General features: G+C 69.1%; 19 protein-coding genes, 1 tRNA gene and 1 pseudogene. 18 read left to right on the forward strand and 3 right to left on the reverse strand.

The annotated features are described in order from the left end of the window. The first annotated feature begins 89 nt into the window (after nt 1–89). On the forward strand, nt 90–1,136 hold the full coding sequence (locus tag LDL49_RS31610) for a glycoside hydrolase family 26 protein (protein ID WP_225296352.1): 1,047 nt from the start codon (nt 90–92) through the stop codon (nt 1,134–1,136). Here the strand turns inward: LDL49_RS31610 and LDL49_RS31615 are convergent. The 3 genes from LDL49_RS31615 to LDL49_RS31625 all read right to left on the reverse strand — a co-directional run bounded on the left by LDL49_RS31615 (nt 1,081) and on the right by LDL49_RS31625 (nt 4,264). After that, a complete protein-coding gene (locus LDL49_RS31615; protein ID WP_225296354.1) occupies nt 1,081–1,962 on the reverse strand; it encodes a sulfite exporter TauE/SafE family protein in 882 nt (293 codons plus the stop codon). The genes LDL49_RS31610 and LDL49_RS31615 overlap by 56 nt on opposite strands. Then, nucleotides 1,959–3,173 (reverse strand): adenylyl-sulfate kinase, encoded by a 1,215-nt coding sequence (gene cysC, locus LDL49_RS31620; RefSeq protein WP_225296356.1) that lies wholly within the window; start codon nt 3,171–3,173, stop codon nt 1,959–1,961. Before cysC ends, LDL49_RS31615 begins: the two co-directional genes overlap by 4 nt. A gap of 374 nt (nt 3,174–3,547) precedes the next feature. Further along, entirely contained in the window at nt 3,548–4,264 is a 717-nt protein-coding gene (locus tag LDL49_RS31625) for a class I SAM-dependent methyltransferase (protein ID WP_225296357.1), read from the reverse strand. A gap of 62 nt (nt 4,265–4,326) precedes the next feature. On the opposite strand from LDL49_RS31625, the gene LDL49_RS31630 reads away from it, so the two are divergent. The 17 genes and pseudogenes from LDL49_RS31630 (at nt 4,327) to LDL49_RS31710 (ending at nt 20,273) form a co-directional block, all read left to right on the forward strand. Beyond that, on the forward strand, nt 4,327–4,800 hold the full coding sequence (locus LDL49_RS31630) for a cupin domain-containing protein (protein ID WP_225296359.1): 474 nt from the start codon (nt 4,327–4,329) through the stop codon (nt 4,798–4,800). A gap of 69 nt (nt 4,801–4,869) precedes the next feature. After that, the gene (gene mfd / locus LDL49_RS31635; RefSeq protein WP_225296555.1) at nt 4,870–8,358 is read left to right on the forward strand and encodes a transcription-repair coupling factor; all 3,489 of its coding nucleotides are present in this window, start codon (nt 4,870–4,872) and stop codon (nt 8,356–8,358) included. Nucleotides 8,359–8,382: 24 nt separating this feature from the next. After that, nucleotides 8,383–9,006 (forward strand): annotated as a pseudogene (locus LDL49_RS31640) (SurA N-terminal domain-containing protein); the annotation flags it as partial. A gap of 2 nt (nt 9,007–9,008) precedes the next feature. Continuing rightward, nucleotides 9,009–9,947, forward strand: coding sequence for a nucleoside triphosphate pyrophosphohydrolase (locus tag LDL49_RS31645; RefSeq protein ID WP_225296363.1), 939 nt, complete (start codon nt 9,009–9,011; stop codon nt 9,945–9,947). Nucleotides 9,948–9,989: 42 nt separating this feature from the next. Then, a complete protein-coding gene (eno, locus tag LDL49_RS31650) occupies nt 9,990–11,267 on the forward strand; it encodes a phosphopyruvate hydratase (RefSeq protein ID WP_225296365.1) in 1,278 nt (425 codons plus the stop codon). Between the two features lie 110 nt (nt 11,268–11,377). Next, a complete protein-coding gene (locus LDL49_RS31655; protein ID WP_225296367.1) occupies nt 11,378–11,770 on the forward strand; it encodes an FtsB family cell division protein in 393 nt (130 codons plus the stop codon). 65 nt (nt 11,771–11,835) lie between these two features. After that, nucleotides 11,836–12,324, forward strand: a complete 489-nt coding sequence (locus LDL49_RS31660) for a DUF501 domain-containing protein (RefSeq protein ID WP_225296369.1) — start codon at nt 11,836–11,838, stop codon at nt 12,322–12,324. Beyond that, nucleotides 12,315–13,259 (forward strand): Ppx/GppA phosphatase family protein, encoded by a 945-nt coding sequence (locus LDL49_RS31665; protein WP_225296371.1) that lies wholly within the window; start codon nt 12,315–12,317, stop codon nt 13,257–13,259. The genes LDL49_RS31660 and LDL49_RS31665 overlap by 10 nt, the downstream gene beginning before the upstream one ends. A gap of 177 nt (nt 13,260–13,436) precedes the next feature. After that, nucleotides 13,437–14,885: a hypothetical protein gene (locus LDL49_RS31670; RefSeq protein ID WP_225296372.1), complete on the forward strand. Its 1,449-nt coding sequence runs from the start codon at nt 13,437–13,439 to the stop codon at nt 14,883–14,885. Nucleotides 14,886–14,999: 114 nt separating this feature from the next. Continuing rightward, nucleotides 15,000–15,794, forward strand: a complete 795-nt coding sequence (locus LDL49_RS31675) for a uracil-DNA glycosylase (protein ID WP_225296374.1) — start codon at nt 15,000–15,002, stop codon at nt 15,792–15,794. Nucleotides 15,795–15,889: 95 nt separating this feature from the next. Continuing rightward, nucleotides 15,890–17,206, forward strand: a complete 1,317-nt coding sequence (locus tag LDL49_RS31680; RefSeq protein WP_225296376.1) for an NAD(P)/FAD-dependent oxidoreductase — start codon at nt 15,890–15,892, stop codon at nt 17,204–17,206. A gap of 79 nt (nt 17,207–17,285) precedes the next feature. Further along, nucleotides 17,286–17,798, forward strand: coding sequence for a glycine cleavage system transcriptional repressor (locus tag LDL49_RS31685; protein ID WP_225296378.1), 513 nt, complete (start codon nt 17,286–17,288; stop codon nt 17,796–17,798). A gap of 26 nt (nt 17,799–17,824) precedes the next feature. Then, nucleotides 17,825–18,319 (forward strand): peptide deformylase, encoded by a 495-nt coding sequence (locus tag LDL49_RS59340; protein WP_225296556.1) that lies wholly within the window; start codon nt 17,825–17,827, stop codon nt 18,317–18,319. Between the two features lie 49 nt (nt 18,320–18,368). Beyond that, nucleotides 18,369–18,441 (forward strand) — tRNA-Leu (locus tag LDL49_RS31695). A 170-nt stretch (nt 18,442–18,611) separates the two neighbouring features. Continuing rightward, nucleotides 18,612–19,400, forward strand: a complete 789-nt coding sequence (locus LDL49_RS31700; RefSeq protein ID WP_225296380.1) for a Bax inhibitor-1/YccA family protein — start codon at nt 18,612–18,614, stop codon at nt 19,398–19,400. 167 nt (nt 19,401–19,567) lie between these two features. Next, the gene (locus LDL49_RS31705) at nt 19,568–19,801 is read left to right on the forward strand and encodes a DUF4287 domain-containing protein (RefSeq protein ID WP_225296558.1); all 234 of its coding nucleotides are present in this window, start codon (nt 19,568–19,570) and stop codon (nt 19,799–19,801) included. A gap of 61 nt (nt 19,802–19,862) precedes the next feature. Beyond that, nucleotides 19,863–20,273 carry a PPOX class F420-dependent oxidoreductase gene (locus tag LDL49_RS31710; protein WP_225296382.1) on the forward strand — a complete coding sequence of 137 codons (411 nt, stop codon included), beginning with the start codon at nt 19,863–19,865 and terminating at the stop codon, nt 20,271–20,273. Nucleotides 20,274–20,352 lie beyond the last annotated feature (79 nt).

Raw genomic sequence — 20,352 nt, forward strand, 5'->3', positions numbered from 1 at the left:
ATAGGACGGGGGTCCTTGGTTGAGGGGGTTGAACGGCCTTGAACCGGTGGGGAATTTCTCATAAAGCGGTAAATATCAGTGTTAAAGGTGTGGCGCTGTTGGTCGTCGCCGTGCTCGCGGGCTGCTCAGGTGCGCAGGGTTCGGGGAGTCCGGCGCAGGTCGCCCAGCCGAGCGCCAGAGGGCCGAACGTGGAGACCTCGCCGGCCTGCGCCGTCACCGCCAGGCTCATTCCCTCTTGTGGTGCCTGGTGGGGGATCGCCCCGGAGGTCTTCACCGGCACGGGCATCGAGCGGTCGCTGCACGGTGCCGAAACCCGCATCGGTGGCACCGCCGACGTGCTGCACGTCTATCACCGGGGCAAGGAGGAGTTCCCCACCAGCGAGGAGGTCGCGCTGGCCCGCGACCCGGTCCGGCCCAGGCTGCTGCTCATCAACTGGAAGCCGTCGCTCGACTACACCTGGGCGCAGATCGCCCGTGGTGCCATCGACCGCAGGATCGACCGGCTGGCCGACTACATCAGGCGCACCTTCCCCGAGCGGTTCTTCCTCACCCTTCACCACGAGCCGGAGAACGACGTCGACGCCGCCCCCGGCTCGGGCATGCAGGCCACCGACTACGCCGCCATGTACCGCCATGTCGTGCTCAGGCTGCGCGACGAGGGCGTCAAGAACGCGGTCACGGTCATGACCTACATGGGCGCGCCCAACTGGGCGGCCAAGCCCTGGTTCGAGCAGCTCTATCCGGGTGACGACGTGGTCGACTGGGTGGCCCTCGACCCCTATGCCGACAACCGGGTCCGCGACTTCGACGGCCTGGTGAACAAGACCCGGCCCGACTTCGACCAGTGGCCGGGGTTCTACCGGTGGATGCAGTGGCGCTTTCCCGGCAAGCCGGTCATGGTCGCGGAATGGGGCGTGTTCGAGCGGGCCGACGACCGTACGGCCAAGCGCTCGTTCTTCGAGTCGGTCCGTACGCAGATCCAGCGCTATCCGCAGATCAAGGCGCTGATCTACTTCGACTCACCGCACGCGCCGCGCGGCGACACGAGCTTCGACTCCGACCCCGCCGCCGGGCGGGCGTTCAGCGAGCTCGCGCGAGATCCCTACTTTCACTCGACGCCCGTGCCGCGGCCCTGACGCGCCAGCGCCAGCCCGCGACGGTCGCGAGTACGGCGCCCGCCAGCGCCCACACCGTCACCGTGTTGCTCACGTCGAGCAGCTTGAGCGCGGAGGCGAGCAGGACGATCCCGAGCAGTGCCCTGATGAGGCCGCCCGGCGCCCTGGAGGAGATCCGGGCGCCGAGGTAGACGCCCGGGATCGAGCCGATGAGCAGTGAGACCGTCAGAGTGAGCTGGAAGTCGCCGAAGAGCAGGTGGCCGAGCGCGGCCGAGGCGACCAGCGGCACCGCCTGCACCAGATCGGTGCCGACGAGCTCGTTGGCCTTGAGCGCCGGATAGAGGGCCAGCAGGGCCACGATGATCAGGGAACCCGAGCCGACCGAGGAGATGCCGACGATGAGTCCGCCTACCGTACCGACCAGTACGGTCGGGATTGGGCGCACGACAATGTCACGGGCGCTCGACGAGCCGCCCTTCCCGGCCAGCAACGTCTTGGCGACCAGGCCCGCGACGGCGAGCAGCAGCGCCACGCCGAGCGCGTACTTCACCGCGTCGTCGACCGCGAACGCGCGCGCGATGAACACCCCGCAGAACGCCGCCGGCACGGACCCCACGCAGAGCCAGCCGACCAGGCGCAGGTTGACCGTGCCCCTGCGCAGGTGTACCGCGCTGCCGACGGGTTTCATCACAGCGGAGGCGACCAGGTCGCTGGAGACCGCGGCCAGCGGCGGGACGTTGAAGAAGAGCATCATCATCGGCGTCATGAGCGCGCCGCCGCCCATGCCGGTGAGCCCGACGACGATCGCGACCAGAAAGGACCCGGCGATCAGGGGAAAGTCGATCAACGAACCCAGCCTCCGCTCCGCAGCGCCCCCAGCACCTGGGTGACGGCCGCCTCGATAGAGATGTGCGTCGTGTCGATGATCAGATCGGCGTCGTCCGGCTCCTCGTAGGGGTCGGAGACGCCGGTGAACTCGGGGATGAGCCCGGCGCGGGCCTTGGCGTACAGGCCCTTGCGGTCGCGGCGCTCACACTCCTCCAGCGGGGTGGCCACGTGCACGAGCAGGAAGTCGGCCCCGACCGACTCGACCATCTCGCGCACCTCCTCGCGGGTGTCCGCGTAGGGGGCGATGGGGGCGCAGATCGCCAGCCCGCCGTGACGCGCGGCCTCGGCGGCGACGAACCCGATGCGCCGGATGTTGAGGTCGCGGTCGTCCTTGGAGAACGTCAGGCCCTTGGACAGCAGGTGGCGGACCACGTCGCCGTCGAGGTAGGTGACCGTGCGGCTGCCCAGTTCGAGCAGCGAGTCGCGCAGGCCGCGGGCGATCGTGGACTTGCCGGAGCCGGACAGGCCGGTGAAGAAGACCACGAGCCCGCGCCGGTGCGGCGGTCCGGGGATGCGCACCGGCTCGGGACCCGCCAGGTGCTCGGTCGCGCCGTAGGCGGTGGCGACGTGCTCGCGCAGCTCCAGGTCGATCTCGGGCTCCTCGCGCGGCGCCAGCGGCACCGAGACCACCAGGGTGCCCTCGGGCAGCTGCTCCTTGGCGCGCAGCGCGGCGCGTACGAGGGCCGGGCCCGTCTCGCCGTACGAGAGGGGGAGCAGCACGATCACCGCGTCGAGCTCCTTGGCGGTGGCGACGATCTCGGTGAGATCGTCGAGCGGTCCCCGCATGGTGACGGCGAGCGCCGCCCGCCCGTCGAGCTCTTCGCGTATCTGCGCCGGAGTACGGCGAAGCCGGGCGAACGGCCCGTGCTCCGGGGCGCCCAGGCCCTTGACCGGTCCGGAGGCCAGACCGTCGGGCTCGCGCTCGGCGACGGTGAGCACGGCCAGCGGCACGCCCTCGGGATCGAGCAGCGTGACCTCGGTGCCCGGGGTGGCCGCTTCCGGCAGATGGAGTGTGACGGGCGCCGGCCACGGGGTGCCGTCGGCGAGGGTGCCGCGCTCATGCACCGCGTGCAGGTCGTCGTGCCCGAGGAACCCGCTCAGCGGCTGGAACGCGCCGGAGAGCAGCAGCTCCAGGTCGGCCAGCTCGTACGCCCCTGGGGTCCACTCCACGGTCTGCCATCCCAACTATTCCGATTGACTTGGTAGGAAAGGAGTCTAGCCTTTGGTACAAGTGTGTCGCTAGTGCGGTGTCCCCGAACCTTCGCCGGACATTCCGTTCTTTCCACTCCTGCGACGGGGTGTCCCTCTATGGGGGCCTCTGTCATGGCGGGCCGTCTTCTTCTGTTCCCCCAAAGGGGCCCTCTATGGGATGTCGGCCACGACGGACGGTCTTCTTCCACTCCCCCGGAGGGGCTTCCCTCCCTGGGGATCTCAGCCCCGACAGGCCGTCTTCCTCTCCCCCGGAGGGGGTGTCCCTCCCTAGGGACGTCAGCCACCACGGACCGTCACAGAGATCGAGACGGTCGTGACGAACCGCGCGGACCCTAAATGAGCCGCGCGAAGTGGTTCTGCGGCTTTTTGATGACCATGGCGATCTCATCATGTGTGGCCGGAAACCGGTCGCGGGTCAGCTTGGCCGTCATCCTGACGGCCAAGCGGCCGACGCGCCCCATGGCCGGACCGCTGGTCGCCGTGTGGTCGTCGGTGATCATGAGCCCGCGCGTCAGACAGAACGTGTGGATCCCGTCGCGCGAGGTCACCGGCCCGTAGACGGCCGGCAGCGGGCCCGGCGTGCCCGCCGACACCAGGTGCCGCCAGATCAGCCGCCGCAGCCACCACGGGGTGATCCGATCGAGTAGGCCGTAGGCGGACTTGCGGTCGCGCATGCGCAGCAGGATGAGCCCGCCGGGGCGCAGCGCCTGCAGCAGCCGGTCGAAGACCAGCTCGGCGTGCTGGATGCGCTCGAGCAGGAACGACAGCTGGATCACGTCCACCGACCTCGGAGGCAGGGGGACGCAGCGCAGGTCGCCCAGCGACCACATGGCGAGATCGGCTCGTTCGCCGACCACTCCCCTGATCGGGGGCAGGTCCTCGTCGACGCCGGTGGCCCTGGTGTCGATCCGGTCCAGGACCAGTGGCTCGTCGTGCGCGCATCCGGCGACGAGCACGTCGAGCCGCCTGCCGAGCCGTCCGGCCCACTGCTCGCGGATGCGCTGACCAAAGAGATCGCCCCTTGGGGCTACCGACCGCACCTCAGACATGTCACCCAGAGTAATCAATCGACGCCAATTAGTAAGCCATTTCCCTGCTAGCGTCCTGCGCCGTGAGCGATCTCGTGTACGTGGGCAACGCGAATGTCGACGCCGCGACCGACCACGGCTGGCTCCTGGGCCATTTCAAACCCTTCGGCGACCCGAGACACAGCGACGGGGTGGAGATCAAATGGGGCACCCACTCCCCGGGTGACGAACGTGCCGAGTGGGTGCGGGGCGAGGAGCGTACGGCGCTGCTCATCCTCATCTCGGGTCGCTTCCGCGTCGAACTGCCGGGCAGGAGCGTCCTGCTCGCCGAGCGGGGCGACTACGTGGTCTGGGGCAAGGGCGTGGACCACTCCTGGCACGCGGAGGAGGAGTCGGTGGTCCTGACGGTCCGCTGGCCGTCCGTCCCGGGCTACAAGGTCCCGGAGCCGGACGAGGTCTCGGAACCGGACAAGGTCTCGGAGCCGTACAAGGTCGTGGAGCCGGACAGGGGCCTGGAGCCGTACAAGGTCTCGGAGCCGGACGGGGGCGTGGGGTAGATGCGAATAGGCTTGTAGCACAACCCCCACGCCCGCCGGCTGGGGGTAATCGTCGTGGGGCTGTCGAAAATGAGTCTGTCCGGGCTGCTTGATCTTGTCGTCACCGATCCCAAGCTGACCGCCGCTCTCGAAGAGGGCGGCGACATCGCGCTGGTGGCGCCGTCCGCGCTGCGGCCGTTCGGGGTGGCCGCGCTGGCCGGGCACGATCAGCGGACCGTGCTGGCGATCACCGCCACCGGCCGCGAGGCGGAGGACCTGGCGAGCGCGCTGACCAGCCTGATGGAGCCGAGCTCGGTGGCCGTCTTCCCCGCCTGGGAGACGCTGCCGCACGAGCGGCTCTCCCCGCGCAGCGACACCGTGGGGCAGCGGCTGGCCGTGCTCAGGAGGCTCGCGCACCCGGTCAAGGACGACCAGGCGGCCGGGCCGCTCAGCGTGGTGGTCGCGCCGGTCAGGGCGCTGCTCCAGCCGATCGTCAAGGGCTTGGGCGACCTGGAGCCGACCCGCCTGCGCGCGGGCGACGACGCCGACCTCGACGGGGTCGTACGGCGGCTGGTCGACAACGGCTATCACCGGGTCGACATGGTGGAGAAGCGGGGCGAGGTGGCGGTCCGCGGCGGGCTGCTCGACGTGTTCCCGCCGACCGAGGAGCATCCGCTGCGGCTGGAGTTCTGGGGCGACACGGTCGAGGAGATCCGCTGGTTCAAGGTGGCCGACCAGCGCTCGCTGGAGGCCGCCGACGGCGGATTGTTCGCGCCGCCCTGCCGTGAGCTGCTGCTCACCGCGGAGGTCAGGGAGCGGGCGCGCGAGCTGGGCCGGGAGCACCCGGCGCTGGCCGAGGTGCTCGACCAGCTCGCCGAGGGGGCGCCGGTCGAGGGCATGGAGGCGTTCGCGCCCGTGCTGGCCGGGGAGATGGATCTGCTGCTCGACCACCTGCCCGGCAACGCCGCGGTGTTCGTCTGCGATCCCGAGCGGATCAGGGGCCGGGCCGAGGAGCTCGTCCGGACGTCGCAGGAGTTCCTGGAGGCGTCGTGGATCAACGCGGCGGCCGGTGGCGAGGCGCCGATCGACCTCGGGGCGGCGGCGTTCCGCTCGCTCGACGACATCCGCGGTCACGCCGACGTGCTGGGGCAGGCGTGGTGGACGATGGCGCCGTTCGGGGCCGGGATCGAGCTCGACGCGCAGGACTCCGAGGCCTACCGGGGTGACACCAGGAAGGCGCTCGAAGACATCAAGGGCTATCTGGCCGAGGACAAGGCGGTCGTGCTGCTGAGCGAGGGGCACGGCCCGGCCGAGCGCATGGTCGAGGTCCTCAAGGGCGTGGACGTTCCCGCCCGGTTGGTGAAATATCTGGATAAGTCGCCAGAGGCGAAGGTCGTCCACGTGTCGACGGGGTTGATCGAGCACGGGTTCATCACCCCCAACCTGGCCGTGCTCACCCACCTCGACCTCGTCGGCCAGAAGGCGTCCACCAAGGACATGCGGCGCCTGCCCTCCCGCCGCCGCAACATGGTCGACCCGCTCCAGCTCAAGGTCGGCGACAACGTGGTGCACGAGCAGCACGGCGTCGGCCGCTACGTCGAGATGGTGCAGCGCACGGTCCAGGGCGCGACGCGCGAATACCTGGTCATCGAGTACGCCAAGGGCGACCGCCTCTACGTCCCCACGGACCAGCTGGACGAGGTCACCCGCTACGTCGGCGGCGAGGCCCCGACGCTCAACCGGATGGGCGGCGCCGACTGGGCCAAGGCCAAGACCAGGGCGAAGAAGGCGGTCAAGGAGATCGCGGGCGAGCTCATCCGCCTCTACTCCGCCCGCATGGCCTCGCCCGGTCACGCCTTCGCCGCCGACTCCCCGTGGCAGCGCGAGATGGAGGACGCCTTCCCGTACGTCGAGACCGGCGACCAGCTGGAGGCCATCGACGAGGTCAAGCGCGACATGGAGCGCGGCGTCCCGATGGATCGGCTGATCTGCGGCGACGTCGGCTACGGCAAGACCGAGATCGCGGTGCGGGCGGCGTTCAAGGCCCTCCAGGACGGCAAGCAGGTCGCCGTGCTGGTGCCGACGACGCTGCTGGTGCAGCAGCACATGTCGACGTTCACCGAGCGGTTCTCCAGCTTTCCCGTCTCGCTCAGGGCGGTCTCCCGCTTCCAGACCGACGGCGAGGTCAAGGGCACCCTGGAGGGCCTGCGCACCGGCGCCGTGGACCTGGTGATCGGCACCCACCGGCTGCTCAGCCCGGAGGTCCGGTTCAAGGACCTGGGGCTGATCATCATCGACGAGGAGCAGCGGTTCGGCGTCGAGCACAAGGAGGCCATGAAGCACCTCCGCACCCAGGTCGACGTGCTGGCCATGTCGGCCACGCCGATCCCGCGCACGCTGGAGATGGGCCTGACCGGCATCAGGGAGATGTCGACCATCCTCACCCCGCCGGAGGAGCGGCACCCGATCCTCACCTTCGTCGGACCGTACGACGAGAAGCAGATCGGGGCCGCCATCAGGCGCGAGCTGATGCGTGACGGCCAGATCTTCTTCGTGCACAACCGGGTGGCCTCGATCAACCGGGTCGCCGCCCGGCTCAGGGAGCTGGTGCCCGAGGCGCGCATCGCGGTGGCGCATGGGCAGATGAACGAGCACCAGCTGGAAAAGATCATGGTCGGCTTCTGGGAACGCGAGTACGACCTGCTGGTCTGCACCACGATCGTGGAGTCCGGGCTCGACGTGCCCAACGCCAACACGCTGATCGTCGACCGGGCGGACAACTACGGCCTCTCGCAGCTGCACCAGCTCAGAGGCCGGGTCGGGCGGGGCAGGGAGCGGGGTTACGCCTACTTCCTCTACCCGCCGGAGAAGCCGCTCACCGAGACCGCCCACGAGCGGCTGGCGACGATCTCGCAGCACACCGAGATGGGTGCCGGCATGTACGTCGCGATGAAGGACCTGGAGATCCGCGGCGCGGGCAACGTGCTCGGCGCCGAGCAGTCGGGCTTCATCGCGGGCGTCGGCTTCGACCTGTACGTCCGGCTCATGGCCGAGGCCGTGCAGGAGCAGAAGGCCAAGCTGTCGGGCGCGGAGGTGAAGGAGGAGCACCGCGACGTCAAGGTCGAGCTGCCGATCAACGCGCACATCCCGCACGACTACGTCACCTCCGAACGCCTGCGCCTGGAGGCGTACAAGCGGATCGCCACCATCTCGGCCGAGATCCACATCGACGAGGTGCGCGCCGAGCTGACGGACAGGTACGGCAAGCCGCCCGTCGAGGTGGAGAACCTCCTGGCCGTCGCCCGCTTCCGCATCAGCGCCCGCCAGGCCGGGCTCACCGATGTCACACTGCAGGGCCAGAACATCAAGTTCGGTCCGGTCAGGCTGCGGGAGTCGCAGCAGGTACGCCTCGACCGCCTGTACAAGAAGGCCATCTACAAGCAGGCGGCGGAGACGCTGCTGGTGCCCGTGCCGAAGACCAAGCCCCTCGGCGGGCAGCCGTTGCGCGACCTCGACCTGCTCAAATGGTGCGGTGACCTGGTCGAGGCCATGTTCTTGGAGCCCGCGAGGGTAAGCTAGCCGCGGTTTTGTCGGGAAAGGACGCACGTGAAGTCGATTCGAGTGGCAGTGGCCGCTGCCGTGGTGGGTGTCGCGCTGACCGCCTGCTCCTCACCCATGGAGGCCGGAGCCGCGGCCGTCGTGGGCAGTGAGCGCATCTCGTCGCGCGAGCTGAACAAGAACGTCCAGGAGTACGAGGCCGCGCTCCGGAAGGTCAACATCGAGCCGTCGCAGCTCGGCGTGTCGGTCAACCAGTTCGTCCTGTCCAGGATGGCGGAGCAGAGCCGGCAGCAGCAGCTGGCCGACAAGTTCGGCGTTCAGGTGAGCGACGCGGAGATCGACGCCGCGGCCCAGGACAAGGGCGAGCAGCAGTCGGCCGAGATGAATCTGCTGTCCAAGGCCGTCGCTCCGGCCAACCCGCGCGGTTACCTGCGGGCGATGCTCGGCGTGAACAAGGTGCTGGAGAAGTTCGGCGGGTCGCAGAACCAGCAGGCCGTGGAGAAGTTCAAGGCCGAGTACAACGCGATCGCCCCCGTCTTCAGCCCGCGCTACGGCAAGATCGGGCAGCAGGGCTTCGTCGACGCCGCCCGGTTCGGCAAGCCGTCGGCGACGACCGAGCAGCCCGAGCAGGCCGGCCAGGCCGAGCAGCAGCAGCAGTCGCAGGGCTAGCCGTGCCGCTGATCGTCGTCACCACCTCACCGCGGGTCGCGCCGGGTCTGCTGAGCCACCAGGCGTGGCAGGCGTTCGGCTCGGGCCGCGTGCTGACCGGGTCCGCGGATCATCCGCAACTGCCCTACCTGGCCGAGGCCGGGGTCGAGGTGGCCGTCGTCACGCCCGACCCCGCCGCGCTGGCGCGGCAGGCGGTGACGGAGACGGTGGTCTGGCTGGCCGCCGAGGATTCCGAGAACTTCATGCGGGCGGTCGGCCACGCGGCCGTCGCGATGGCCGAGCCGCCGCTGATCGAGGTGGTGCCGGGCTCCTACGACCTGCCGGGCGCGCGGGTGCTTGACCTGGTCGCGGTGATGGAGCGGTTGCGTACCGAGTGCCCCTGGGACCGTAAGCAGACGCACGAGACCTTGGTCCCGTACCTGCTCGAAGAGGCATACGAGGTGCTGGAGACGATCGAGCAGGGCGACTACCCGGCGCTGCGCGAGGAGCTGGGCGATCTGCTGCTGCAGGTGGTCTTCCACGCCCGGGTGGCCGACGGGTTCGACATGGACGACGTGGCCGAGGGGATCGTCGAGAAGCTGGTGCGGCGGCATCCGCATGTGTTCGGCTCGGTGCGGGCGGAGACCGCCGACGAGGTGAACGACAACTGGGAAGCGATCAAGGCGGCCGAGCGCGCGGCGAAGGACGAGCGTCCATCGGTGCTCGACGGGGTGCCGATGGGGCAGCCCGCGCTGTCGCTGGCCGCCCAGCTGGTGCGGCGGGCCGAGCGCGGGGGCGCCCCCGACGGGCTGGCCGCCGCGATCTCGCAGGGGGTGGGGCGCGAGCTGTTCGACCTCGTACGCCGCGCCCAGGAGGCGGGAGTCGACGCCGAAGCCGAGCTCCGCGCCGCCGCCCGCGCCTACCGTGACCGCGTGCTCCGCTGGGAGTCGGAGCACCGATAGGCTCTGAAGGCATATTGCCTTTCGATTTAGGAGCGCAAACCCGTGGCTACCATCGAGGTCGTATACGCGCGCGAGATCCTCGACTCCCGGGGCAACCCGACCGTCGAGGTCGAGGTGATCCTCGACGACGGCGGCAGGGGGCGCGCGGCGGTGCCCAGCGGCGCGTCGACCGGCCAGTTCGAGGCCGTGGAGCTGCGTGACGGAGACGAGCGCTACGGCGGCAAGGGCGTCGAGAAGGCCGTGCTCGCCGTCACCGACGAGATCTTCGAAGAGATCAACGGCATCGAGGCCGAGGACCAGCGCATCATCGACCAGATCATGATCGATCTGGACGGGACGCCCAACAAGGCCAAGCTGGGCGCCAACGCCATCCTGGGCGTCTCGCTGGCCGTGGCCAAGGCCGCCGCCGACAGCGCCGACCTGCCGCTCTTCCGTTACCTGGGCGGCCCCAACGCCCATCTGCTGCCCGTGCCGATGATGAACATCCTCAACGGCGGCGCCCACGCCGACACCAACGTCGACATCCAGGAGTTCATGATCGCGCCGATCGGCGCGAGCACGTTCCGCGAGGCCGTGCGCATGGGCACCGAGGTCTACCACGCGCTCAAGGGCGTGCTGAAGGAGAAGGGCTACGCCACCGGGCTGGGCGACGAGGGCGGCTTCGCGCCCAACCTGCCGTCCAACCGTGACGCCCTCGACCTGATCCTGGTCGCCATCGAGCGGGCCGGCTACACGCCGGGCGACGACGTCGCGCTGGCGCTCGACGTGGCCGCCTCCGAGTTCCACAAGGACGGCGTCTACACGATCGACGGCAAGGGCCTCTCGGCCCAGGAGCTCATCGCCTTCTACGCGGACCTGGTCGACAACTACCCGCTCGTCTCGATCGAGGACCCGCTCGACGAGGAGGACTGGGCCGGCTGGAAGGCCATCACCGAGGCCATCGGCGACAAGGTCCAGCTGGTCGGCGACGACCTGTTCGTGACCAACCCGGAGCGGCTCGGCCGCGGCATCGCCGAAGGCACCGCCAACGCGCTGCTGGTCAAGGTCAACCAGATCGGCACCCTGTCCGAGACCCTCGACGCGGTCGACCTGGCCCACCGCAGCGGCTACCGCTGCATGATGAGCCACCGTTCCGGCGAGACCGAGGACACGACGATCGCCGACCTGGCCGTGGCGGTCAACTGCGGCCAGATCAAGACCGGCGCGCCCGCCCGCTCGGACCGGGTGGCCAAGTACAACCAGCTCCTGCGCATCGAGGAAATTCTCGACGACGCCGCTCGCTACGCGGGTCGTGCGGCTTTTCCGCGTTTCCAGCGCTAGTTTCGGGTACGGCTCGCGGCATGGCGGGTATGCCGCGAGCCGGTCAGAAGGGTGCAAATAGCACCATCCGCTAAGTTCGGCCACCGAACTGGACACGGAGGTGTGCGACGTTGGCGAAGAGGCCGCAGCTGACCGGGCGGGCCGCCATCCTGGCGATCGTGGTGTGCGCGATCGCGATGAGCCTGGCCTACCCTGTACGCGAATACATCGCGCAGCGCCGCGGCATCGCGGAGCTGCGGGCGGAGAAGGCGCGGGTCGAGGCCGACCGCCAGGCGCTGGCCGAGCAGGCCGAGCAGATCCGCGATCCCAACTGGATCAAGCGGACGGCCAAGGAACGGCTTCACTACTGCGGGCCGGGCGAGAAGTGCTACGTGGTCATGGACGCCAAGCCGGACAAGGCCACGACGACGGTCAAGCAGCCCGCCGCGACGCCGCCGTGGTACCAAACGCTGTGGGAATCGGTCGAAGCCGCCGACACGGGCCAGGGCCGCAAGGCCGGATGAGCACCGGCGCGGGCCACAACCGCGCACCGGCGCGGGGAGCGTCGGCGGCGTGTGAGAGGAGAGCGTTGGACAGCAGAGACGTCGACGCGGTGCAGCGACAGCTGGGCCGCCCGCCGAGAGGGCTGCGCGAGGTGGCGCACCGCTGCCCGTGCGGCAACCCCGACGTGGTGGAGACCGCGCCGAGGCTGCCCGACGGCTCGCCGTTCCCCACGCTCTACTACCTGACCTGTCCCAAGGCGGCCTCCGCGATCGGCACGCTCGAAGGCTCGGGGCTGATGCGCGAGATGCAGGCCCGGCTGGCCACAGATCCGGAGCTGGCCGCCGCCTATCAGGCCGCGCACGACGACTACGTGGCCAGGCGCGACAAGGCGGCGGAGGAGCAGGGCACGGAGCCGCTGCCGCGTGACATGCAGAGCACCGGCGGCATGCCGCTGCGGGTGAAGTGCCTGCACGCGCTCGTCGCGCACGAGCTGGCCGTGCCAGGAGCCAACCCGTTCGGCCGGGAGGCGCTCGATGCCCTCCCCGAGTGGTGGAGTGACGGACCATGCGTGTAGCCGCCGTTGACTGCGGCACCAACTCCGTACGCCTGCTGATCGCCGACGTCGGCGACAACGATCTCACCGAGATCGAGCGGCGGATGGAGATCGTACGACTGGGCGAGGGGGTCGACCAGACGGGACGGCTGGCTCCCGAGGCGCTGGAGCGGACGTTCGCCGCGATACGCACCTACCGCAAGCTCATCGACCAGCACGGCGCCACGGCGACCCGGGTGGTGGCGACCAGCGCGACGCGCGACGCCGCCAACAGGCAGGAGTTCGTCGACGGGGTGCGCGAGATCTTCGGGGTGGAGCCCGAGTTGGTGACGGGCGCGGAGGAGGCCGAGCTGTCGTTCGTCGGCGCGACCAGGGGGCTGGTCCGGCTGTCGCGGGAGACCGGGGTGCCGCAGGGGCCGCTCCCGCCCTACCTGGTCGTCGACATCGGGGGCGGCTCGACCGAGTTCGTGGTCGGCTCCGAGCACGTCATAGGCGCGCTGTCGGTCGACATCGGCTGCGTACGGCTGACGGAGCGGCACCTGCGCGACGCGGGTGATCCGCCCTCGGCGGAGGCGCTGGAGGCCGTGGTGGCCGACATCGAGGCCGCGCTCGACCGGGTTGCCGAGGCGGTGCCCGTCCAGGAGGCCCACACGCTGGTGGGTCTGGCCGGCTCCGTCACGACGGTGGCGGGCATCGCGCTCGATCTGCCCGCCTACGATTCGGAGCGGATCCATCACTCGCGGATGACCGCCCAACAGGTTCACGAGGTCACGCGACGGCTGCTCGCGATGACCCATAGTGAGCGTTCACAGATTCCGGTGATGCATCCCGGACGCGTTGACGTGATTGGGGTGGGTGCCCTGATTCTGGACCGCATCGTGCGGCGTTTCGCGTTTTCGCAGGTCGTCGTGAGCGAACACGACATCCTCGACGGAATCGCCTACTCCATGGCCTGATTTTTTCCGTCTAAAATCGGACAAATCTGAGATTCTGCTGTGTTGAGTGTGCAATCAGTTTTATGCTTAGGTAAAGGGGCATTGCGGGGGCTTTGTCATATTGCCGGACACGGGTGGTGTCGGCGTGGCGACCGTTCCCGAGCGCATCTTTTCCCTAACGGAATGGAGCACTCTCACATGAAGTCTTCTCGTCCTTTAGCGCGTAAGGCGGCGGCGTTCGGCGCCTCCGCCGCCGTGCTGGGCGCCATGGTCGCGGGGCTGGCAGCCGCCCCCGCGCAGGCGTCCACCCAGGCCACCGCGGGCAAGGCCGGCACCGCGGCGACCACCACCAAGGCCAGGCCCAAGGTCTCGGTGTCCACGCCCACGGCGTCGTCCCGCGACAACGACGGTTCCTGCCCGGTGAAGGTCGACATCTCGGCCAAGATCAACGTCAAGCTCGACGGCAAGACCGAGCTCGCCTACCGCTGGCTCCACGGAGACGGCTCCAAGGGCAAGGTCAAGGTGCTGAAGCTCAAGGGCCACGGCACCAAGTCGGTCAAGATCGGCCAGACGCTCACCTTCAACGAGGAGGTCAAGGGCTGGGAGGCCGTGCAGGTCCTCGGTCCGCGCAAGCTGACCTCCAAGAAGGGCTACTTCTCGGTCACCTGCCAGGACGCCGTCGTCGTCGACGGTGACCAGCTCGACAAGAAGAAGATCTCGGTCAGCGCCTGGGCCGACCCGAGCTCGTACGTCGGGCCCTGTACCCCCGGCGACAAGGTCGACTTCCTTGGCCGGATCAAGGTCAGCGACCCGACGTGGGTCAAGTACCGCTGGGTGCTGAACGGTCGCGTCGTCGACTATGGCCGGACGAAGGTCTACCACTCGAAGACCGTCTCCTTCGGCTACTCGCCGCGTGAAAGCCAGCGGGGCTACGCCGTCCTGCAGGTCGTCGGGCGCGGCGGCTCCTCCTCCTCCGACCGGGCCTACTACAAGGTCTGGTGCAAGGACGAGGCTCCTTCGGTGCGGGTCTCGGCCACCAACCTGGTGACCGCGACCAACAACGACGGCTGCAAGGTCGGCGCGCACGCCACCATCAACTCGACCGGCCGCGCGCGGGTCGAGTACACGTGGTACGTCAACGGTCAGTCCGTTGACAGCGGTGCGGTCGGGTTCGGCCGCGAGGGCTCGCGTACCGTCGAGCTGTCGGACCGCGTTCTCTCCGGTTCCGCGACGAAGGGTGGCCGGATCACCCTGGCCATCTCGGGGCCGAACAACAACGACTCGATCAGCCAGTCCTACGCCGCCTGCGAGGCGCCGAAGCCGAAGATCTCGGTCTCGAGCCTGGCGGTCTCCGGCCAGCGCAACGAGTTCTGCGCCGACAAGCGCGGCCCCGGCGTCGACTTCAAGGCGACGATCTCCAGCACCGTCCCGACCACCGTCAAGTACTACTGGGTGATCGACGGCAAGCGTGAGAACCCGGACCTCGAGCGTCAGGTCACCGGCAGTGTCGATGTGACCTGGGGCATCGCGGGCGCGCAGAGCGCCAGCGAGACCAAGGGTTCTGTCCAGCTCGTGGTCGTCAGCCCCGACTCCGCTTCCGCGGCCACCAGCTTCTCGGTGAGCTGCCCGAAGTCGGCCGGCGCCTGATCATCAGTTGAGTTGAACCGGGTGGTGCCCTCGTGGCGCCGCCCGGTTTTTCTGTTCGCCACTACTTCCAGCCCGAGTCCTTCGGCCACCAAGTGATCGGGCACCATCGGTGCCATGAGCTTCGTACCTCCAGGCACCGGTTGGCCCGGCGACCCGGCGACCGCTGACACCCCGGTCGCCCACGACCCCGAGGACGTGCGCCGCCTCGCCGCCGCCGGCCGCACCCTGGCGGAGCTCACGGCCGCGCAGTCCGTCTGCCGGGCCTGCCCGCGCCTGGTGGAATGGCGCGAGGAAGTGGCCGAGGTGAAGCGGCGCGCGTTCGCGGACGAGACCTACTGGGGGCGGCCGGTCGCCGGATGGGGCGACGACCAGCCGCGCGTCCTGCTCGTCGGGCTGGCTCCGGCCGCGCACGGGGGCAACAGGACCGGGCGGATCTTCACGGGTGACCGCAGCGGAGACTGGCTGTTCGCCTCGCTGTACCGAGCCGGACTGGCCGTACAGGAGACGAGCACGCGCGCCGATGACGGGCAGCGGCTGATCGGCGCCCGGATGGTGGCCTCAGTGCGGTGCGCGCCACCCGCGAACAAGCCCACGCCCGAGGAGCGGGCCACCTGCTTCCCGTGGCTGTCGCGGGAGCTCACGCTGACCGCGCCGAGCGTGCGGGTGGTCGTCGCGCTGGGCGGGTTCGCCTGGCAGGCCATGTGGCCCGCCCTGAAGGACGCGGGCTACACGCTGCCGCGCGTCAGGCCGCCGTTCGGGCACGGCATCGAGGTCCAGGTCTCGTACGGGCCGGCGCCGGTGACCCTCATGGGCTGCTATCACCCCAGCCAGCAGAACACCTTCACCGGCCGGGTGACCGCCCAGATGCTCGACGACGTCTTCGTCAGAGCCAGGGCGCTGGGAGTGTGACGCGTCGCACCACCTGGGGATTGGCTTTATGGGGCGCCCTTGACGTAGCCTTGTGAATAGTTTCACAAGCGCTCCCATGGGATGGGGAACCGAGGATGAACAAGCACATTCTGATCGTCGGCGGCGGTTACGTCGGCCTCTACACGGCATTGCGACTGCAGCGCACGCTCCGCTCGGAGCTGCGCGACGGCGAAGTGCGCATCACCATCATCGACCCCCACTCGTACATGACCTACCAGCCGTTCCTGCCCGAGGCGGCGGCGGGCAACCTGTCTCCACGGCACGTGGTCGCCCCGCTGCGCCGGGTCCTGCCCAAGGTGCGCGTGCTCAACGGCAGCGTCACCGCCGTCGACCACGACGAGCGGACCGTCACCTTCCAGCCGGCCGAGGGCGAGCCGCGCGAGATCGCCTACGACGTGATCGTGATGGCCGCCGGCTCGATCTCGCGGACGCTGCCGATCCCCGGCCTGACCGACATCGGCATCGGGTTCAAGACCGTGGGCGAGGCCATCGCGCTGCGCAACCGGGTCCTGCACCTGCTCGACGTGGCCGAGTCGACCGATGACCTGGAGGCGCGCCGCCGGGCGCTCACGTTCGTCGTCGTCGGCGCGGGCTTCGCGGGCGTCGAGGCGCTGGCCGAGCTCGAGGACATGGCCAAGGACTCCACCCGCTACTACCGCAACATCAAGCCGTCCGACATCCGCTGGGTGCTGGTGGAGGCCACGAACCGGGTGCTGCCCGAGGTCGGTCCCGAGATGGGCAAGTGGACGCTGGAGCAGCTGCGCGAGCGCGGGATCGACGTGAAGCTCGACACGCGCCTGGAGTCCTGCGAGGGCGGCCACGTGGTGCTCTCCGACGGCTCGAAGTTCGACGCCGACACCCTCGTGTGGACCGCGGGCGTCAAGCCCAGCCCGGTGGTCAACGACGGCGGCCTGCCCCTCGACGAGCGCGGCCGGATCAAGACCACGACGAGGCTGACGGTCGCGGGCGTCACGGACGCCTTCGCCGCCGGTGACGCGGCGGGCGTCCCCGACGTGACCAACCCCGGCCAGTATTGCGCGCCCAACGCCCAGCACGCCGTACGCCAGGCCAAGGTGCTGGCCGACAACCTGGTCCGCCATCTGCGCGGGCAGGAACTGGTCGACTACCGCCACAAGTATGTCGGATCGGTCGCCGGTCTCGGCCTGCACCAGGGCGTCGCGAACGTCTATGGCGTCAAGCTTCGCGGATTCCCTGCGTGGTTCATGCACCGCACTTACCATCTGTCGCGGGTGCCGACGCTGAACCGCAAGGTCCGTGTCGTCGTCGACTGGACTCTGGCCCTGTTCTTCAAGCGGGAGACCATCTCTTTGGGCGAGATGGAGCACCCCCGCGACGGGTTCAGGGCCGCCGTGGCGACGACCCGCCGCTAGCCCGTGTACAGCAGCGCCCCGGTGCGGCCGCATCGGGGCGTTTCGGCATTCTCGATCTCAATCGAGAGGGGATCCACGAGTGGGGCTCTCAGCGGTGACGGTGCTCGGCGTGGACCGGCCCGGCGTGATCGCCGCGGTCACCGGCTCGCTCGCCGACTGCGGGGCGAACATCCAGGACTCGACCATGACGCTGCTCGGCGGCCATGTCGCGATGATGCTGCTGGTCTCCGGCGACCTGAGCGCCGACGAGCTCACCAAGCACCTGTGCGCGCCGGAGCTGGTGGTGACCGCGTCGGCCGTCGAGGCCCGCCGCTACTTCGGCGGCCGGCCGACCGGGCTCGGTTACGTCCTGACCGTCCACGGCCCGGACCGGCCGGGCATCATCTCGGCCATCAGCGCCGAGCTCGCCTCGGTGGGCGGCAACATCACCGGCATGAGCACCCGGCTCACCGGCCGGCTGTACGTCCTCATCGCCGACGTCGAGCTGCCCGAGGAGGTCGACGTGGCCGGGCTGATGCGCGGGCTGGCCACGGTCGGCTCGGGCCTCGATGCCGAGATCACCTTCCGGCCCGTTGAACCGGACCTGTTGTGACCCTGCCGGACGGGACCGCCCGCGGAGTGCTCGACGCTCCGCACCCGCTCCTGTCCGCCCGGGCCCGGCCGGTGGATCCCACCGACCCCCGCGTGGTGACCGCGGCGGCCGATCTCCTCGCCACCCTGCGCGGCGAGCCGCGGACCGCGGGCCTGGCCGCCCCCCAGATCGGGCTGAGCTGGCGGCTGATCGCCTTCGACGCCGCCGGGCACCCAAGGGGTAGGTCGTGGGCCGGCGAGCTCGTGGTGGTCAATCCACGGCTCGCTGAGGCGTCTCACTGGTGCGTCGGGCGGGAAGGCTGCGCCTCGATCGCGGGTCTGACCGCTGACGTACGGCGAGCGACGCGTATCACAGTGCTCGGCAGCTTGCCTGGCACGGGAGATCCCGTCACCATCGAGGCGGATGCATTCGAAGCTAGGTGCATTCAGCATCAACTGGACCATCTCGACGGCGTTCTGTTCCTGGACAGAGTGTCAGGAGCCCTATCACTTCACCGCAGACTTCACACTTGTGACGCCTGATACGAAGTTGTGCTCCTCGGAAGCATGGTCCGTTTCGTATGATTGCGGCGCCCCCGTAGCCCAAAGGCAGAGGCAAACCCCTTAAAAGGGTTGTAGTGCGGGTTCGAATCCCGCCGGGGGCACCCGCATCTACCAGAGGAAATGCCTCACTAAACAACCCTCAGTAACCGCGGGAACTCAGGAACGGATCCGTTCGTTGTCCACCTGCTGAAGTCTCGAAACCACATAGATCTGAGTGCGGGTTGACCTAGGTGACGCCGCGTCCAATAAGCTCGGCGCACAGGAGGCAGCGATGGAGAGCAAGAACCCCGTTTTCAACCGGTCCCGGCAGGCCGGCGGGTGGCAGGGCACGACGCCCACCCCCGGACAACTGCAGAACATGTACGACTCCCCGTCGTACGCGCCCCCGGCCCCGCCCGCCTACCGGGCGATGACGATCGACGACGTCGTGGTGCGCGGTTTCATGACCCTGGGCACGCTCGTCGTGGCCGCGGCCGCCGCCTGGTACCTCAACGTCCCCCTGGGTGTGGCCGTCGGCGCGGCCATCGTGGCGCTCGTCCTGGGGCTGATCGCCTCGTTCAGGATGAGCACCAACCCGGCGTTGATCCTCGGCTACGCCGCGTTTGAAGGAATCTTCCTCGGCGCGATCAGCAGCGCCTACGAATCCCTCTACAACGGGATCGTGCTCCAGGCGGTGCTCGGCACCGCGTTCGCTTTCGGCGGAGTCCTGACCGTCTACGCGCTGCGCGTCGTCAGGGTGACACCGAAGTTCGTTCGGTTCGTGGTGGCCGCGGGCTTCGCGGCCATCGGTCTGGTGCTCGTCAACCTGATCGCCGGGATCTTCATCCCAGGTGGCCTCGGGCTGCGCACCGACTCCCCGATCGGGTGGATCTTCAGCATCGCGATGATCCTGATCGGCTGCTTCTTCCTGCTGCTCGACTTCAACTCGATCGAGGAAGGCGTCCGGCAGGGCGCCCCGGAGAAGTTCGCCTGGCAGTGCGCCTTCGGGCTGACGCTGAGCCTGGTGTGGATCTACCTCGAGGTGCTCCGGTTCATCAGCATTTTCACGCGTAGCGACTGATCGTTCGCCTCCTGGACACCGTCTGGACCCCGCCGATCCGGCGGGGTCCTTCTCTTTGCGCGACCGAAAATCTACCCGCCGTTACAAAAACCTCGGAGGTTGGGGCTTGTCATTCGGGGGGACGTGTTGCAGTGTCGAGCAAAGGACCTTAATCCGTGGAGGTGCCCATGTCCTTGAACCACTCACCGGAGACGCAGACGAAGCTGATCGCAAGGGTCCCAACGATAACGGGACGCGAACTCCCCGAGTGGTTTCAAGCCATCGACAACGGCCCGGCCTTCCTGAGGTGTGACGAGCGGGCCAACTGGCTCGCCGACGAGCACGGGCTGTCCCATGGCTACGCCGCCGCCATCGTGCACGAACACGAACGGTACCGCCATAACCGTATGGGCTTCCTGTAGAGCCCACACTCCGACCCGACCCGCGCCCGTGCCCTCGGTACGGGCGCGGAATCATGGGTGGATGGACCTAGACGAAGCACGAGACTTCCTGCGGCACAACCACCGCGCGGTGCTCCTCACCAGGCACGGCGACGGCCGCCCGCAGATGTCCCCGGTGACGGTGGGCGTGGACGACGAGGGCTACCTCGTCATCAGCACCAGGGAGACGGCCGCCAAGACGCGCAACATCCGGCGCGACGGCAAGGTGACGATCTGCGCCTTCACGGACGCCTTCTACGGGAACTGGATCCAGGTCGAGGGCGAGGCGGAGATCATCTCCCTCCCCGACGCCATGAACCACCTGATCGCCTACTACCGGGGGATCTCGGGCGAGCACCCTGACTGGCCGGACTACGAGGCGGCGATGGTCCGCGACAAGCGGGTCCTGGTCCGGGTGACTCCGACCAAGGCGGGTCCGGACCACCACGGCTGACACGAGCTCCCGGCGTTCCACGGCCCGGCCGGGGGAACCCCGGGCGGGGGCACGCCGGGGGGGGGGGACGCGGGGCGGT

It is taken from the genome of Nonomuraea aurantiaca, from assembly GCF_020215705.1.
Taxonomy (GTDB): domain Bacteria; phylum Actinomycetota; class Actinomycetes; order Streptosporangiales; family Streptosporangiaceae; genus Nonomuraea; species Nonomuraea aurantiaca.